This is a genomic window from Blastocatellia bacterium (assembly GCA_025054955.1).
Lineage (GTDB): Bacteria > Acidobacteriota > Blastocatellia > HR10 > J050 > JANWZE01.
The window spans coordinates 64,604-82,121 of sequence record JANWZE010000112.1; the positions used below are offsets into that span (position 1 = coordinate 64,604).

14 protein-coding genes are annotated in these 17,518 nt (G+C 56.3%); 12 read left to right on the forward strand and 2 right to left on the reverse strand.

All coding sequences use genetic code 11. The annotated features are described in order from the left end of the window. Positions 1 to 17: 17 nt before the first annotated feature. The 5 genes from NZ823_14385 (at position 18) to NZ823_14405 (ending at position 9,417) form a co-directional block, all read left to right on the forward strand. Positions 18 to 2,897: a TonB-dependent receptor gene (locus NZ823_14385; protein ID MCS6806315.1), complete on the forward strand. Its 2,880-nt coding sequence runs from the start codon at positions 18 to 20 to the stop codon at positions 2,895 to 2,897. Positions 2,898 to 3,011: 114 nt separating this feature from the next. After that, positions 3,012 to 4,280, forward strand: coding sequence for a hypothetical protein (locus NZ823_14390; protein ID MCS6806316.1), 1,269 nt, complete (start codon positions 3,012 to 3,014; stop codon positions 4,278 to 4,280). 121 nt (positions 4,281 to 4,401) lie between these two features. Then, on the forward strand, positions 4,402 to 4,914 hold the full coding sequence (locus tag NZ823_14395; GenBank protein MCS6806317.1) for a hypothetical protein: 513 nt from the start codon (positions 4,402 to 4,404) through the stop codon (positions 4,912 to 4,914). Positions 4,915 to 5,478: 564 nt separating this feature from the next. Further along, positions 5,479 to 7,668: a DUF839 domain-containing protein gene (locus tag NZ823_14400; protein MCS6806318.1), complete on the forward strand. Its 2,190-nt coding sequence runs from the start codon at positions 5,479 to 5,481 to the stop codon at positions 7,666 to 7,668. Positions 7,669 to 7,752: 84 nt separating this feature from the next. After that, the gene (locus tag NZ823_14405) at positions 7,753 to 9,417 is read left to right on the forward strand and encodes a hypothetical protein (protein ID MCS6806319.1); all 1,665 of its coding nucleotides are present in this window, start codon (positions 7,753 to 7,755) and stop codon (positions 9,415 to 9,417) included. Between the two features lie 578 nt (positions 9,418 to 9,995). On the opposite strand, the gene NZ823_14410 is transcribed toward NZ823_14405, so the two are convergent. Further along, entirely contained in the window at positions 9,996 to 10,373 is a 378-nt protein-coding gene (locus NZ823_14410) for a winged helix-turn-helix domain-containing protein (protein ID MCS6806320.1), read from the reverse strand. Between the two features lie 157 nt (positions 10,374 to 10,530). Between NZ823_14410 and NZ823_14415 the strand changes: the two genes are divergently transcribed. From NZ823_14415 to NZ823_14445, 7 genes are all read left to right on the forward strand, one after another. Continuing rightward, positions 10,531 to 11,433 (forward strand): phosphate ABC transporter substrate-binding protein, encoded by a 903-nt coding sequence (locus NZ823_14415; GenBank protein MCS6806321.1) that lies wholly within the window; start codon positions 10,531 to 10,533, stop codon positions 11,431 to 11,433. Positions 11,434 to 11,446: 13 nt separating this feature from the next. Beyond that, on the forward strand, positions 11,447 to 12,433 hold the full coding sequence (gene pstC, locus NZ823_14420) for a phosphate ABC transporter permease subunit PstC (GenBank protein ID MCS6806322.1): 987 nt from the start codon (positions 11,447 to 11,449) through the stop codon (positions 12,431 to 12,433). 123 nt (positions 12,434 to 12,556) lie between these two features. Beyond that, positions 12,557 to 13,468 carry a phosphate ABC transporter permease PstA gene (locus NZ823_14425; protein MCS6806323.1) on the forward strand — a complete coding sequence of 304 codons (912 nt, stop codon included), beginning with the start codon at positions 12,557 to 12,559 and terminating at the stop codon, positions 13,466 to 13,468. Positions 13,469 to 13,592: 124 nt separating this feature from the next. Then, complete coding sequence (gene pstB / locus NZ823_14430) at positions 13,593 to 14,360, forward strand: phosphate ABC transporter ATP-binding protein PstB (GenBank protein ID MCS6806324.1); 768 nt, start codon at positions 13,593 to 13,595, stop codon at positions 14,358 to 14,360. Next, the gene (phoU, locus tag NZ823_14435; GenBank protein MCS6806325.1) at positions 14,357 to 15,028 is read left to right on the forward strand and encodes a phosphate signaling complex protein PhoU; all 672 of its coding nucleotides are present in this window, start codon (positions 14,357 to 14,359) and stop codon (positions 15,026 to 15,028) included. The genes pstB and phoU overlap by 4 nt, the downstream gene beginning before the upstream one ends. Continuing rightward, positions 15,025 to 15,756 (forward strand): response regulator transcription factor, encoded by a 732-nt coding sequence (locus NZ823_14440; protein MCS6806326.1) that lies wholly within the window; start codon positions 15,025 to 15,027, stop codon positions 15,754 to 15,756. The genes phoU and NZ823_14440 overlap by 4 nt, the downstream gene beginning before the upstream one ends. Next, positions 15,753 to 17,015, forward strand: coding sequence for an ATP-binding protein (locus NZ823_14445; protein ID MCS6806327.1), 1,263 nt, complete (start codon positions 15,753 to 15,755; stop codon positions 17,013 to 17,015). The genes NZ823_14440 and NZ823_14445 overlap by 4 nt, the downstream gene beginning before the upstream one ends. Positions 17,016 to 17,290: 275 nt before the next feature. Here NZ823_14445 and NZ823_14450 read toward each other — a convergent pair whose 3' ends face one another. Next, positions 17,291 to 17,425, reverse strand: coding sequence for a hypothetical protein (locus tag NZ823_14450; GenBank protein MCS6806328.1), 135 nt, complete (start codon positions 17,423 to 17,425; stop codon positions 17,291 to 17,293). Between the last annotated feature and the right edge of the window lie 93 nt (positions 17,426 to 17,518).

Below are 17,518 nucleotides of genomic sequence, written 5' to 3' on the forward strand. Positions count from 1 at the left end.
CTCAGGAGGATAGTCAGGTGAACAAGCAACGCATCGTTTATAGCCTTCTTCTGCTAGGGCTGGTCGTGTTTCCCTGTCGTGCGCAAAACACGTTGGTTGGTGATATGCCGGCTAAGGGCAGCGCCACCGGAACGCTGGAGGGTGTGGTGCTGGATGTTTCCAACGGCCAAAAGCTGCCTCGCGTGGATATTGAAGTAGTAGGTCAGGGCGTAGTCGGGCAGACCGACCTGGATGGGTACTTCAGTGTGAAGCTTCAGCCGGGCACGTATCAGATTCGTGCCTCACGAACCGGTTATCAAAGTCAGACGATAGAGTCGGTGGAAGTCACCGCTCGACAGGTGGCCAGCGTGGAATTTGCCTTGAGTCCTCAAGGACAGGTCTTAGGCGAGGTGGTCGTGACAGCGGCCGCTAGTATAGCGGCCAGCGAAATCGTCATGCTGGCTGAACGAAAGGCGGCCACAACCATTAACGATGCAATCAGCGCCCGAGAAATCAAGGCGGATACCAGTTCGCATGCCGCAGGCGTGTTGCAACGCATGCCGGGCATCACAGTCGCTCAAGATAAATATGTCTTCGTGCGCGGTCTGAACGAACGGTATAGCAACACGGTATTGAACGATGCGATGCTGCCTACAACGGAGCCAGACCGGCGCGTCGTGCCGATGGATTTGATCCCAACGTCGCTGCTGGATAATGTGAAAGTCCTCAAGTCATTCACTCCTGATCAGCCCGGTGAATTCTCTGGCGGTCTCGTCAAAATTCAGGCAACCGAGTTTCCCAGCACTGGCACGCTGAAGGTCTCCGCGTCCTACGGATTCAATTCACAAACGACATTCGATGACATTCAAACCTACCCCGGCGACCGCCTCGATTGGCTCGGTTTCGGCACGGGTCGGCGCCGATTGCCGGCGATCATTCCCAGTCAATCGTTGACGCGCTTTGGCCCGGATGACCTGACGCGCTTTGGCCGGGCGTTTGAAAACATCTGGCAACCACGACGCGGCAATGCGCGGCCTAATCAAAGTTATGGCGTTTCCGGCGGCACAACGATTGGCCGATGGGGTTTGGTCGGCGCGCTCAATTACAGTAACAAGCTGCAAAACCTCGATGAAAATCGCGTCTTCTACGTTCGGGTTGGTGACCAGGTCGTGCCGCGCAGCATCTTTGCCAATCATCAGTTTTTGAGCGAGCGCGGCTTGCTCCGTGAGCTCAGTGGTCTTCTGCCAGAGGAATTTCTCAAGCCGGAATTGCTACGCGGCTACCAATCCAGCAGCAATACCGTCAGGTTGGGGGGCACTGCCAATGTCGCTTATAAATTCTCCAACAATCACAAACTGCTGCTGAAGAATTTCTATACTCATGACGGCACGGATCAGGCCCGAACATATCAAGGGTGGTATGAGAGCCGCTACGCGGTGATCCGCAATCAGCGGCTGCGCTATCAGGAGGAGACCATCTACTCCGGCCAGCTCTCCGGCGACCATTTGTTCTCGCGCTTGGGCGACAGTTTGGTGACCTGGCGGTTGAACTATGCGCGCGCCACGCTGGACGAGCCAGACCTGCGTGAGACAATCTACGAGCTTGACGACCCGGCCGGCCAATTCCGCTTCTTCAGTCAGTTGCAAAGTGGATTGCGGTTGTTCAATGCGATGGATGAGAACATTCGCGAACCGGCGGTGGATTGGAGCAAATTCGTCTTCCTGAGCAATGGCAAGCTGACACTCAATCTGAAGGCCGGCGCGGCCTATAGCAATCGTGATCGGAGCTTCAACTCCCGACGCATCCGATTGATTGCCACTCGGCTGCGCGGCATCAATTTGTTCCTGCCGCCTGAGCAATTGCTCGCGCCGCAGAACATCCGTCCGGATGGCTTCCTGCCGTTTGAGGAGACACGTCCAACAGACGCCTATCAGGGGATTCACGACATCACGGCCGGTTACGCCATGGCCGACCTGACCATGAAGAAATGGCGCTTCATCGGCGGCCTACGCGCCGAAAGGTCTAACCAGCGCGTAGACACGTTTGATCCATTCACGCCGAATCGGCGACCCGTCACGGCTGGCCAAAAAGAGACTGATCTGATGCCCAGTCTCGCCGTTGTTTATGGACTTACCGGCCAGATGAACCTGCGAGTCAGCTTCAGCCAGACTGTCGCGCGACCTCAGTTTCGCGAGCTCAGTCCATTTGAATTCACAGACGTGACGGGCGGCCCGTCGCAACGCGGCAATCCTGAACTCCTGCGTTCGACGATTCGCAATTTTGATAGCCGGTGGGAATGGTTCATCAGCCCCCGCGAAGTGCTGGCTGTGAGCTTCTTCTATAAGCGCCTCATCAACCCGATTGAGCAGATCATTCAACCATCCAATGAAACGACGATCCTCTCCTATCGCAACGTGAACGCCGCCAACAATTGGGGACTTGAATTCGAGGTGAGGAAAAATATGGGCTTCTTGTCATCCCGATTGGAGAACCTCAATGTCACGTCTAACTACACGTTTGTTGACTCCCAGGTTGATATTGGAAAGCAAGGCCCATTGAATGTGCTGACCACGCTGCGACGCCCGCTGGTCGGTCAATCCCGGCATGCGTTTAACTCGTCGGTCGGATACGAAATACCGCGCTGGGGCATGGAGACCCGTGCTCTATTCAACTACATCGGCAGCCGCATCACGGATGTCGGCGGATTCGGATTGCCCGACATCATCGAAGATGGCATCCCCAGTCTGGATTTTTATGTGTCCAAACGATTTTTAGGCGAGGCTAAGAATCTCGAATTGAAATTCTCGGCGGAAAATCTCATCAACCGCGAGATTCGATTCAATCAGGGGAACCGGCCGTATTACTACTTCCGTCGTGGTCGCACGTTCAGCTTGGGGCTCTCATACACGCTCTTTTGATCTGCACGCTGACATGTTCATGGAGGGGTGAAACGTAAAATTGCAAGTGCTTCACTCATTTCAATGCTCACAATGAAATCTTGATCATTCACTTTTTCTAGGAGGAGAAAACGCATGAAACGACAACTACTGGGTATCGGGGCAGCGCTCGTGCTTGCGCTTGCCTCAACTTCTATTCAATTCATTGTTATGGCACAGGGCAACGTGCTGGAGGGACGCATCAGCACCAACACTACGTTGACACCGAACCGTGAATACACACTCAATGGAATCGTCTTTGTTGATCCTGGTGTGACATTGACCATTCTGCCCGGCACGACGATCAAGGGCGGCGACCGCAGCGCGCTGGTCATTGAGCGCGGCGCCAAGCTGATAGCTGAAGGGACGCCGACAGCGCCGATCATCTTCACCAGCGCGAAAGCGCCTGGCTCGCGCACGCCGCGGGATTGGGGCGGTGTGTGGATCAATGGACGCGCGCCGATCAATGTTCCCGGCGGCGAAGACCTCGGTGAAGCCGGTCTGACCGGTGTCTACGGCGGCGGGCTCAATCCAGACCCCAACGACAACAGTGGTGTCATTCGGTACGTCCGCATTGAGTTTGCCGGGTTCCCTGTGGCGCCTGATCGTGAATTGAATAATTTCACTCTGGCAGGCGTCGGCGCTGGTACGACCATTGACCACATCCACGTCAACCGGGGCGGCGATGATGGCGTCGAGTTCTTTGGCGGGACGGTCAATGTCAAATACGTTCTGATCACCGGCCCTGGCGATGATGGATTCGATTGGCAGACCGGATATACGGGCAAAGCCCAGTTCGTGGTGGTGCAGCAAGATGCTGAGGTTGATGTGGCAGCCGACCGGGGCATCGAAGCCGACAACAACGAACAGGATAACGAGTTGCTGCCGCGCTCCAATCCGATCATTTACAATGCCACAATCGTTGGCGACCCGCGGCCCGGTTTGGGCGGCGGCGCCGGCGTTGTGTTGCGACGTGGCACGGCGGGCACAATGCGCAATATGATTGTGACCGGCTTCAAGCGGGCTGGCATTGATGTGCAAGGTAGCTCCAGTCAAGCGCAACTCAGCAGCGGCCGATTGGTCGTCTCCAACAGCATCGTGTTCGGCAATAATCCCAATTTCGCCAGCGGCGCGACGGCCACCGCCTTGGCTCCGCTCAACGCGCAGGTGGATCCACAACTGATTGATCCATTCACACTGGGCAATCCGGATTTCCGCCCGCGCGAGACGTCACCGGCTAAGAACCCGATGATGGTGGCGACCCCGCCCAACGACGGTTTCTTCTCACCGGTGAACTTCCTTGGCGGCGTTGATCCGGAGAATGACTGGACCAAGGCGCAATGGATCCGCATCAACCTCAGCTAACTCGTGACTCGTGGGCCGTGGTTCGTGGACTGTGGACCGTGAACCGGTTCGCTGTCCACTGTTCACTCACCACGGATCACGAATCACGAATCACCGATCCACGGATCACGAATCACGAATCATGATTTACCATTCACGACTCATGTGGGTGCTCCTGAGTTTGCTGCTCTCGGTGAGCTGCGGCCACGTTGCTGGTCACAAACCACTCCCGTTGCTGCACGCTCAACCGAGCGCAGAAGTACTCGCTCAACAGATTCTGCTTGGTATCGCCAATCGCGATGAGCAGGCTTTGCGGCAGTTGGCGCTGACCAAAGACGAGTTTTGTCAAGCCGTATGGCCGGAGCTGCCCTCCGCTCAAACGCCGAATATGACCTGTGAGTGGGCTTGGAATGCGTTCCTACCAAGCGATGTGGCTGGCTTGCGCCAGATTCTTTTGGAGCACGGTGGCAAGTCTTACAACCTGGTTCGCCTGCGATTCGCCAAAGGCACAACGACATACAAAAGCTTCAAGGTTCACGAAGACACGCGCATGATCGTCGTTGATGACGGAGGCAAAGAACAGGAATTGAAACTCTGCGGTTCGATCCTCGAATATCAAGGTCAATACAAGCTGTTCAGTTTCATCATTGATTAGCGACGTATGTTCAGAATTCGTTCATCCATCTCTCCGCATTATTTGCGCTCCACTCGTTATAACCAAGCCCTCCTTTAATCCCACCTTTACCCGTGTCCGACAGGAGGCCGGTTTGCTCCGCCGGCCTCCACTCTTGTGAGAATGTGGCATAGGCGTTCCCGCCTGTGCTCCGTTTTCATTCTTCATGGCGTGCAATCGCATAGGGGCGATTCCCGTGAAAATAACATTTTGTGGCGAGCGTAAGCTCATGGGCAATTTTTGAAAAGAATGTTGCGCGGCAATGAGGCCGATTCGCCGGATCAATCCCGATTCACCACCAGCCGCTACCTACGCACTCCCCAGCACCGATGAGGCCAATTCGCCGGATCAGCTCCGATCAACCATCAATCGCCCATGTAGCGACTGCCCGTTGGCGACGCTTACTGCGGCCTCAGTGGGATGCACAGAACATGATTTACTCATTTTTAACACAGGCGTCACCAGGTTGTAATGGAGGGCGTATAGAATCCCCGCCTTGCGCAAGCGATTCAACTTTTCAAACCAATTACAGGAGGGAGATATTCTATGCACAAGACAATCTCACATCTGGCAATCGGCGTCTTGCTGGCGGTGACACTGGCGGTCATCTTGCCGGCGTCACTGGCGCAGGATCAAACAGACCCGCTGTCGAGCATGGTAGCGGTGACGCTCAAAGATTCAGCGGGCACAGGCGCCACCAACGTCGCCGATTTCGTGAAAGCGCGTGTCAATCAATTTGCGCGCGGCCATCTTTCACCCACAATCCAGTTTCCACTGGCCAACGCAGCGACTGACAGTGTGCGAGCCTTGCAGGGGCTTCACCACAACGTCGTCATCAAATGGCTGGACAATCTAACGTTCAGCAATGCAGCCGATGCGCCGCGGTTTGGCGCCAATTGTGATTACCTTGCTTACTTTGGTGATGGTTGGAACGCCACGCCGGGCAGCGCGCCACAGTACAATGGCAGCGGCAGCGCCGGCTGGGTTTGGGTCAACCACGAATACATCTCTGGCGAGCCGGCGAACACAACGACGGCGCCCACGAATCAACATCTGACGCTTGCCAAATTCCTACGAGCGCGCGGGCTGCTGACCAACGACATCACCTCCAACATCTGGTCACAGGCTGATGTGGATACGATCACGCGCGCGCACAAGCGCCAGCTTGGCGGTTCATGGTTCCGCGTCGTGCAGGACCCATCCACCGGCGAGTGGGTCGTGGATAAGAATTCACGAAACCTGCGCTACGACGCCACCAGCAACACGTTGGCGCGAGTGGCCGGACAGGGGCTGTTGACCCGGGCCAATGATGACAACGGCAATCCTCTACCAGAAGGTGTGGTGCCCGGCATTACCGGTGATTGCTCCGGCTTGCAGACGCCCTGGGGCACGATCATCACAGCCGAAGAAAATGTGCAGGATTATTACGGTGACCTGGAAGCATGCTGGACCAGCCAGAACCGCTTCGTGCCCGGCCAAGGCTTCGATCCGGGCCGAAACATTTCGCCGATTATTACGCCCAGCCCTGCCTCTGAATTCGGCCGGCTCTCCAATCCAAATGAACGGCATAGCCGCGAGTACTATGGTTACCTCGTGGAAATTGATCCCGGTGTGGCGCCCAACGAGTACGAAGGCAAGACGACGCCCGGTGTCGGTCACAAGAAACTCGGTTTCTTCGGTCGTGCCCGATGGGAAAACGCGGCAGTCGCAGTTGACGGCCGTTTTCAACTCATTCCCGATAGACCCATCGTGATGTATGCCGGCGACGACCGCCGCAGCGGCCGCATCTACAAGTGGGTCACGCGCGACAACTACGTCCCCGGCATGAGCAAGGCTGAGATTCGCGCCTTGCTCGAGAACGGCAAACTCTACGTGGCTCACTTTGCTGGCTTGGACAATACCACCGGTATCACGTTGCTTGGCGGTGGCACACCTACAGAGGAGAATCCGGGCCTGGGCCGTTGGATTGAGCTGAGCGTCAACAGCACTGACATCGCTCCTAACGCCGCCGCGCTGGGCAATCCGAACAAGACGGTCGGCGAAGCGTTGCGTGATGTGAATTGGAACGGGATCGGCGGCTTCCCTACCGATGACGATGTGCGTCGTGCCTTGTTCACTGCAAGCAACAAGATCGGCATCATGGAACTGAATCGCCCAGAAGACATCGAGTGGAACCCGAAAGACCCCAGTGGCACGCCCCGCCTCTATGTGGCCTTCACCAATCACACAGGTCAGGTCGCCCTCGATCAAAATGGCGTCTTGTTTGATCCAGCCACCCATGCCACGAGGGCTCCTCGCCGTACGGACCGCGCCGGCTCAATCTTCATCATCGAAGAGTCCCAACCGAACAATCCGGGCGCGTCGCGAACGTTCCGCTATTTCGCTGCGTGGCTCGGCACGCGCGGGCAAGGCGCGTTTGATGCGGCCAATCCAGATAACATCATGATTGACAGAGATGGCGGTGTCTGGTTCGGCACGGATGGTAATTACGGAACCAACGGCACAGCCGACGCGGTGTATTACCTGGATTTGAACCCGTCGCACAAAGCAGGCCTCGGCGGCATTGTCAACCCGACGTTCGGCAAAGCCATTCGAGTTGTGGCTGGACCCAGCGATTCAGAAGCCACCGGACCGGCCTTTAGCTCCGACATGCGAACGTTATTCTTTAACGTGCAACATCCAGGTGAGACCATACCGAGCACCTGGCCGCAGACGCGAAGCAGCGGCAAGCGCTAACACAATGAAGGCACGGATGAGTGCCAGTGAGCAAAATTGAAACTGGCCTCATCCGGCTCACCCGTGTGTGAGGTGGAGGGCAATATGAAAACGCGAATGTGGCTTAAGGCAGCCTTTCTACTGCTATGCGGATGGTTGCTGATTAGCGATGTCACTGGCCATCGCATTGTTGGGCAGGATAACTATGATCCGCTGGCGCGAGCCATCGCCAGCATCGGTCAGACCGTCAACTTGGAAGCCGTTGTGCCGCCGCAGTGTTATACGAAGACGGCGGGCGTCGCCAATCCATGCTGGACGTGTCACACCGTACCCATGTTGGTCTCCAACAATTTCCTTGTGGATTGGGAGCTACAAGAGGAATACGCCTTCAGCGATTTTGCTCTGACCAACCGATGGACAAACCTGTTCGTGGATCGCTCCGAAAAGATCGCGGCCATCAGCGATCAGGAGGCGCTCCAGTACATCCGCGAGGATAACTATACACCGTTGCAACGCGCACTGAGTGGGCGCTCAGACTATCCTGGCTATGTACCTGATCTGGATTTCTCGCTCGGCTTCGATGAGGAAGGGTTTGCCAAAGACGGTAGCGGCTGGCGCGCGATTCGCTACAAACCGTTTCTCGGCACGTTTTGGCCGACCAACGGCAGCACCGATGACGTCATGATCCGGTTACCGCGCGCCTTTCAAACCGACGCTGACGGCAAGCTGTCCCGCGAGATCTACAAGATCAATCTGGCGATCCTCGAAGCAGCCATTGCCGGCAATCCACTGATGTCCGACAAAGAACTCATTCACCCGGTTGAACCGATCAACGAAACGCTGGTGGGGATTGACCTGAACAAAAACAACAGACTGGATATTGCCACTGAGATTGTCGGACTGCCAGCGCGTTATGTCGGCGGCGCCAGCAACGTGGTGGTGACACGCGCACTGTATCCTCAAGGCACTGAGTTCCTGCATACGGTTCGCTACATTGACCCTGATAATCCCACGCTGCTTTCCACGCGGATGAAGGAGGTCCGCTACTCTCGCAAAGTCCTCTTTCTGGATACGTGGGCGCTGCTGCGGGCCTACGAGAAAGAGTTCAATGATAAACAAGAAAACGTGCTGCCCATCTTCGCTGGATCACCGCTGGTAGGGCTGCGCAACAGCTTTGGCTGGCAATTACAAGGCTTCATCGAAGATGAACGCGGTCGCCTGCGATTGCAAACGGAAGAGGAGCATCGCTTCTGCATGGGCTGTCACAGTGCTGTTGGGGTGACCGTAGATCAGACGTTCACGCTGGCTCGCAAAGTGCCGGGGGCGGCAGGCTGGCGGCATCAAGACCTGCGTGGCATTCCCGATGTACCACAAGCCGGTCATGCCGAGCCAGAGATTCTGACCTATTTCAAACGGGTCACCGGCGGAGATGAGTTTCGTAGCAATCAGGAGGTTCTGGACCGCTTCTTCCCCAGCGGCCAGCTCGATGAAGTCAGCGTGCGGCGCGCCGCGCCCGGTGGCGATCAGGACATCACCTTCCTGATTGCACCCTCGCGCTCACGAGCTTTGCAATTGAATAAAGCCTACATGGCGCTGGCGCGCGAACAACGCTTCGAGTTGGGCCGAGATACATTGCTTGCGCCCGCAGTCAATGTCCATACAGAGATCGAAAATGGATCAACCGAGCTGAACGCAACCGGCAAGGTTTTCCAAGATGGTCGTCTGTGGCTGGATTGGTCTCAGGCAATGTTCAAGCAAAAACGAAATTGATGGATTCAACCCTGGCATGGATACCCGCTTTGTCTGCATTTCCACTGCTCCTACTTTGAGCCCGTCAGCGCCTTCATGGCACATCAGTATTGACGGGTCCCGCCTCTAGACTGCTTTTTTCCTGTATCCGCCCGAGCCTCCCGGTGACCAAACGCGCCGGGAGGCTCACCTCCACGATTTGATTCAGGGCTTGCGCGATGTTCACACCGTTTTAACGATCAGTTTACACATCCGTTACAGGCCGCAGGTATAATCCATCACGATTCTGTCTTTGCGATCGAATGGATTTGTTGGGTGGTCGCGGAGTGCATGCCTCCCCTACGCCTTTTGCTGGCCACCCATCAAATCGTATCCGCAGGAACTGTCCATCGGGTTCTTGCCACCAAGGATGACTGCCACGAAGGATGAAAAGCAAGCGCAGGTTCAAGAGCAGCTCTTTGAATCTGTTGATCAGTTAATTTGTGCCTATTCTCATTTCAGGAGAATTGCCCCTATGCTTGGTGGCAGGCCACGAAGGATGAGAACGGCGCACAGGCGGGAATGCCTGCGCCACATTTGTGCCACATTCTCAGGGGACGCTACACCATCTGGCGTCGTCGCGCCGGCTCTGTCTGCGAAACCGTTAACGGGATGAACCGGTAGCCCACGCCGATTAACGTCTGAATGTAATTGTGTCCCGATTGCAAGCCCAGCTTGCGTCGCAATCGGCTCACGTGTACATCGAGCGTGCGCGGATCATGCGTCGCGCGTCCTTGCCATAATGTGTTGAGCAGAAACTCGCGTGTCAGGACCCGGCCAGCATTAGTCATCAGTAAGCGCAGCAAGAGAAATTCCTGGCGCGTCAACTGAACCGGCACACCGCCACACTGCACGACAAAGCCTTCATAGTCCACGTACAGGTAGCCATCGAAGTAAAGCGTTTGACCAATTCCTTCAACAATGTTCGGCTTATGCATCGTTATGGTTACATATCACAGCTTTGTAACAAGCGATTAAATATGATGTTACAGAGGTGTAACTTTTAGCGTCTGGTTGTGAGGATACGGATTGACCAAAAGTTAACTTGGATTTAACATGCCGACCTTATAATCACGCGGTGAGGTAAAAATCAGTATGAAGAGAATTCTTCCGTTGATGGTGGCGCTCGTTGTGAGCGTCAGCGGAGCGAGTCTGAGTGGGTGTCCAGCGCCGCAAAATAATCAATCACAGGGTCCAGCCAAGCCGGTGACGGTCAAGGGCTCTGACACGATGGTGATTCTGGGCCAGCGATTTGCCGAGCGCTTCATGAATCAGTATCCGGGCACGACAATCCAGATCACCGGCGGCGGCTCCGGCACCGGCATTGCCGCATTGATCAATGGCAGCACCGACATCGCCCAAAGCTCGCGTCCAATGAAAGAGACAGAGAAACAACAGGTCAGAGAAAGGCACAACAAAGAGGTCATCGAAACGCCGGTGGCGCTCGATGGACTGGCGGTATACGTGCATCACTCGAATCCAGTGAACGAGTTGACGCTGGCTCAAGTCAAGGCGATCTACACTGGCAGCATCACCAACTGGAATGCCGTCGGCGGCAAGAATGCCCCGATTGTGCTCTACAGCCGCGAGAATAGTTCCGGCACCTACGAATACTTCAAAGAGCATGTGTTGAACAAAGAGGATTTCGCTGCAACCGTTCAACCACTGCCTGGCACGGCTGCTGTCGTCAATGCTGTCGGTAAGGACCCCAATGCCATCGGCTATGGCGGCATTGCTTATCTGGAACAGGTCAAACCCCTGCGGCTGAAAAAGGACGATGCCTCGCCGGCTATACCCCCAACGCAGGAACACGTTCTGGCAAAAACCTATCCGATCAGTCGTGATCTGTATTTCTACACGGTGGGGAAGCCGAGCAATCCGGTGGCAATTGATTTCATTCGCTGGGTGCTCTCTGAGCAAGGACAAGCCGTCGTCAGAGAAGTAGAGTATTTTTCACTGCCGGAAGAACGGCGTCGAGCGATTCTGGCGCAGTGGTAAGGTTCAACCGATCATGACCGAGCAGGCAACCATCGCCCTTGCTGTGCAAGCGGCTCACAGTCGTCGCCGCCATATCGTCAATCGGCTTGCGCAGACTGTCATTACCCTGCTGGCCTTGACGGCGATTGTGACGATTGTGCTGATTTTCGTCTTCGTGTTTCGCGAAGCTCTGCCGATTTTGACGGACGCCCGCATTCAGCAGGAAGCCAGCTTATCCAAGCTGTTTCTACCCCTGGCCGAGTTGCGGGAGGCGACACGGTTTATGTGGCAACCCATCGGCGGTGTGGTGGCCAAGTACAGTCTGGTCCCGCTGGTGGTCGGCACGTTGAAAACGACGATAGTGGCGCTGGTATTCGCCGCGCCATTGGGCATCATGGCCGCCGTCTACACATCGGAATTTTCGCCGTCCCGACTGCGCGAATGGATTAAGCCGACAATCGAACTCCTGGCCGGAATTCCCTCGGTGGTGTTAGGGTTCTTCGCGCTGATTGTATTGGCTTCCTGGATGCAAGGCGTGTTTGGTTTTCAGTTTCGCTTAAATGCGATGACGGCTGGGGTGGCGCTGGCGCTGGCCGTTGTGCCCATCATTTACAGTGTCAGTGAAGATGCGCTGACGGCTGTGCCGCGCAGTTATCGCGAAGCCAGTCTGGCGCTGGGCGCGTCCCGCTGGCAGACGGCTGTTCATGTGGTGGTGCCGGCGGCGTTGCCGGGCATTTTCGCCAGTGTCGTGCTGGGTTTTGGTCGCGCCATCGGTGAAACGATGATCGTGCTGATGGCTTCGGGCAATGCTGCTGTGACGTCGTGGAGCTTGACCGATTCCACACGCACGCTGGCCGCCACGATTGCTGCTGAACTTGGGGAAGCTGTGCTGGGAAGCCCGCATTATCACGTACTGTTTTTCATTGGCGCCTTGTTGTTCATCGTGACATTCTTAACCAACTCGTTTGGCGCTTGGGTCGTTGGTCGGATGCGCCGGCGATTGACCGGAGGGGTCTCATAACACGTCGGTATGTTAGCAACGCCCACGATTCATAACCGCACGCATAGGTCATCGGTCTGGCAAACGCTGAGCGAACAAGCGTCGGTGGGATTGCTGGCTCTGGCGACGCTGATCATTGTCAGCATGTTGGCCGTGATCTTAGGCAATGTGATCATTCACGGGGCCGGCCACATCAGTTGGCAGTTTTTGACCGAGCCACCGCGCGAGGGTATGACGGCCGGCGGTATCTATCCGGCGATTGTGGGGACCCTCTTCCTGGTATTGCTCATGACGGTTGCCGCTGTGCCCATTGGCGTCGCCACGGCTGTTTACTTGACAGAGTACGCACCAAAAATCACATTGACGCAAGCGCGCCACCATCTCAAAGACGCGCGGGGCATGCAGCGCCTGCGCGCGCTGGAACAACTCTTCCAGGTAATGTTAACGCAAGTGACGCGGGCCGCCGTCACCACCCTGGCGGGCGTGCCCTCGATTGTATTCGGTCTGTTTGGCCTGGGATTTTTCATTCACTACGTAGGAGACAATCTGGATCGAAATCTGTACGCCGGCGAGCTGGTATTTGGGAAGCCCTCAGTTCTATGGGCGGCCTTGACGCTGGCCGTGTTGACGCTGCCGGTCGTCATCGTTGCCACGGAAGAAGCATTGCGCGCCGTGCCACGAGACGTGCGTGAAGCCAGCCTGGCGCTGGGCGCCACACAATGGCAGACGATTCGCCGCGTCGTTTTGCCACAGGCTCTGCCGGGTATCTTGACCGGCACGATCCTGGCCATTAGCCGCGGCGCCGGCGAGGTGGCGCCGATTCTGTTCACCGGCGCGGCTTATTTCTTGCCCCAGTTGCCTACACGCCTGAATGATCAATTCATGCACCTCGGTTATCACGTCTACATTCTTTCTACCCAATCGCCGAACATTGAAAAGACGAAGCCGATTCTGTATGCTACTGTGCTGGTCTTATTGGTGTTGACGTTCTCGCTGAACTTGGTCGGCGTGATGATTCGGATGCGCATTCGGCAGCAGCTTCGGGCGGGACAGTGAAGGAGGAACCGTGGAAGTTACTTCAGTCAAGGACACAGCGGGAATGCAGGCAAAACCACAATTGGAGAGCACCCAGGGAAGCTTGTTGAATATGCCGCTGGTCATGCCGCGAGAACAAAAGGAGATGGCGGTCACGACGACCAAGGTCAAGGTCGAACGCTTCAATTTCTTTTACGGCGATAAACAAACGCTTTTCGACATCAATATCGGCTTCCCGGAGAAACGTGTCACGGCGCTTATCGGCCCGTCTGGCTGCGGCAAATCCACGCTACTGCGCTCGCTCAATCGCATGAACGACACGATCCCTGAGACCCGCATGGAGGGTAACATCTGGCTGGACGGTCAAAATATCTGCGCTCCTGATGTGGATGTCGTGCGGTTGCGCCAGCGCGTGGGCATGGTCTTTCAGAAGTCGAATCCATTCCCAAAGTCAATCTTTGAGAACGTCGCCTATGGACTGCGCGTCAACAAACTCTACCAGTCGCGCAGCGAATTGGAAGCGCTGGTAGAATACAGTTTGCGACAATCGGCCCTGTGGGATGAAGTGAAAGACCGGCTGCATGAATCGGCGCTGGCGCTGTCGGGCGGTCAGCAGCAGCGTCTGTGTATCGCCCGCGCGCTGGCCGTGAGACCAGATGTGCTGCTAATGGATGAACCGGCCTCGGCGCTTGACCCCATCGCCACGCAAAAGATCGAAGAGCTGATTCACGAATTGAAGCGCAATTACACCATCATCATTGTGACGCACAACATGCAACAAGCTGCCCGCGTCTCAGACATCACGGCGTTCCTCTGGCTGGGCCGACTCATCGAAGTGGATTCAACGGTGAAAATCTTCACCAATCCCGGTCAGAAGATGACTGAGGACTACATTACAGGAAGGTTCGGATGACAGATCACCACCGCAGACTTGACGACGATTTGGATGTGCTGCGCGACAAAGTTTTGCTGCTCGGTGGCGAGACAGAGGCGGCTGTGCAGAAGGCCATGGCGTCGCTGGTGCAGCGCGACTCCGACCTGGCCCGCGAAGTGCTCATCTACGACGACGTGATTGACAAAATCGAGCTGGAGATTGACGAACTAGCCATTGACATCCTGGCGTTATTTAATCCGGCTGCCCGCGACTTGCGATTGGTCATCACCGCGGTCAAGCTGGCTCCAACGCTGGAGCGCATTGCTGATCATGCTTGCAACATCGCTCGCCACGCCATTGACTTGAATGATGAGCCACAATTGAAACCATATATTGACCTGCCCGCCATGGCCGAATTAGCCCTCCAGATGCTGCGCTCAGCCATGGATGCGTTCGCGATGAGCGATGCCAGCGCCGTGCGTGGCATCATCACGCAGGACGATCGCATTGACGCGCTCTATAGGCAGCTCATTCGTGAGTTGCTGACGTACATGATCGAAAATCCAAAAACGATCACGCAGGGAATGAATCTGCTCTTCGTGGCCAAGCATCTGGAGCGCATCGCTGATTATGTGACGAACATCGCTGAGCAAATTGTTTACATGGTGGAAGGCCGGGTCATCAAACACATGCCGTTAGAATCATGAAACGTCGCGTCCTGATCATTGAAGACGATCCCGACATCAGTCGTTCGATCCAATACAATTTGGAGCGCACGGGCGAGTACGACGTGCACGTCGCCACATCCGGCGAGCAGGGTTTGGAGCGGCTGCTGCGCCATCCGCCGGATTTGCTCGTTCTGGACGTGAATCTGCCGCACATGAGCGGCTTTGAAATTTGCCGCCGCCTCCGTCGGGATGAGGCCACCATGCATATCCCTGTTGTGATGCTGACGGCGCGGACAGCAGAAACCGATAAGGTTCTTGGACTAGAGCTGGGCGCCGACGACTATGTGACCAAACCGTTCAGCATGCGAGAGCTGATAGCGCGGATCAAGGCCATCATGCGACGAACACAACCTGACCAGCCGTCAGCCGATTTCAACGACGGAGTGCTCCACATTCAGTTTGACGACTTCAAAGTGACGGTGGCTGGTCGAGAGGTCAAATTAACGCGCAAGGAATTTGATTTGCTCAAAGCGCTGGTGCAAAACCAAGGTCGCGTGCTGACCCGTGACCGTCTGCTCGACCGTGTCTGGGGATTGGAGTATCACGGCGCCACGCGCACACTGGATGTGCACATTCGCCGGCTGCGACAAAAGCTGGGCGCTGCCGGCCAGGCGATCGAGACGGTGGTTGGTGTCGGCTATCGGTTCCGCGCGCAGCAGGCCGCCGCGTCTGATGAACAACCTTACGTGAAGGCCATGACATCATGAGTTGGCTTGTCGGCCTGACGTTGTGTGTATTGTTCGGCGCCGTGCTCATTGGCGGATGGCTGGTTCATCACCGCGTGCGCTTGCCACTGGCTCGGTTACGCCATACGCTGCGCACTCTCGGCGTCCCGTGTGATGATTCTGCTGAAGCAACGCTGCGGACGGCCACAGAGCAGCTCAAGGATTTGGCCAGGCATGCTCAACAAGCGGAAAAAGATTTAGCCCTGCTAAGCTCACTGATTCTGCGCACGGACGATGGCATCATCGTTGTGGATCGTCACCTGCGCATCGTGTTAGCCAATCGGGCTGCGGCAGCCCTGTGGGGGCGCGCGGAGACCGGATTGGAGGGCAGCCGCCTGGCCGACCTCGTCAGAGACAAGCAGGTCTATGACGGGTTCTGCAACGCAATCGAGCAGCAGCAGCCGTTTCAAGGCCGGTTCGAGCGCGCTGAAGGCCATGATCGTCAGGTTTTTGAGCTGCACATTACGCCGCTGGATAATCAGCACGCAGCCGGCGTCTTCCTCAATATCACGCGCGTGGAGCAACTGGAGCGCGTGCGGCAGGAGTTTTTGACCAATGTATCTCATGAATTACGCACGCCGCTGACCTCCATCATGGCTTACGTGGAAACGCTGCTGGACGGCGCGCTGGATGATCCTGAGCATCGCGTTGAGTTCCTTCGTGTGATCGAGCGTCATGCTCGCCGACTGCATAGCTTGATTGACGACATCTCCGATCTGTCCGCGATTGAATCAGGAGAAATCCGATTGGAAATGACCGAGGTGAACCTGCGCTCGATTGTGGCTGAAGTGGTCCAAACGCTGCAACCGCGGGCGCAGCGCAACGACGTGCATCTGGTCAATGAGGTTCCCTTTGAGCTTGTGGTGAAGGCCGATCATAAACGATTCGAGCAAATTCTCATCAACTTGATTGACAATGCGATCAAATTCAATCGGCCCGGCGGGTCTGTGTATATTCACGCGCAGCGGTGCGACGATCAAATTATCATCTCGGTCAAAGACACAGGCATAGGCATCCCGGCGGCTGATTTGCCGCGCATCTTCGAGCGGTTTTATCGTGTGGACAAAGCGCGCTCTGTCGAAGCTGGCGGAACCGGATTGGGATTGGCCATCGTCAAACACCTGGTCAAGGTGCAAGGCGGTCGCATCAACATCGAGAGCAAGCCGGACGAAGGAACCTGCGTCAGTCTCACCTGGCCTGCCGCCAACGTGGCCGAAGCCGAAATGTCAGGCGTGGCTTGAAGGCTCTGAAACTGCGGGTCGAGATTGATGCCAATTGCGTAGGGAAAGACCATGTTCATGGAGCGAAAAGGATGGCGGGACCTGAGCTGACCGAGCGGCAGTGTGTGAGCTTCACTCGGCATTTACTTGGGCTGGCGGCAGCCGTCCCCAGCGGGTAGCCAGACGTGCAACGTCTGGGTGGGCATCATCGCCAATCCATCGCGCGTTCAGCAGCGCCACACGTTCCCTCATCGGCTCATTCATCCTGTCTCTTCGTTGGCCACACACGCGCTGCTCTAGTGCGTCTCCGGCGCGCCACTATTGTTCAGTATGCTCTTCCAGACGTGGCACGTCTGGCGACCTTCGCATGCGCCGCCGGCGTGGTCAATGACGCCGACATGCTCGCTCGCGCGATGCAATGCCAGGCGCATCGGCCACTGAACAGTGAAGCCGGCGTTATTGCCGAACGAGCGTGTTCTATTGAGGTTCGCCTTTTCTCCAAACGGACTGCATGTTATGCTTGC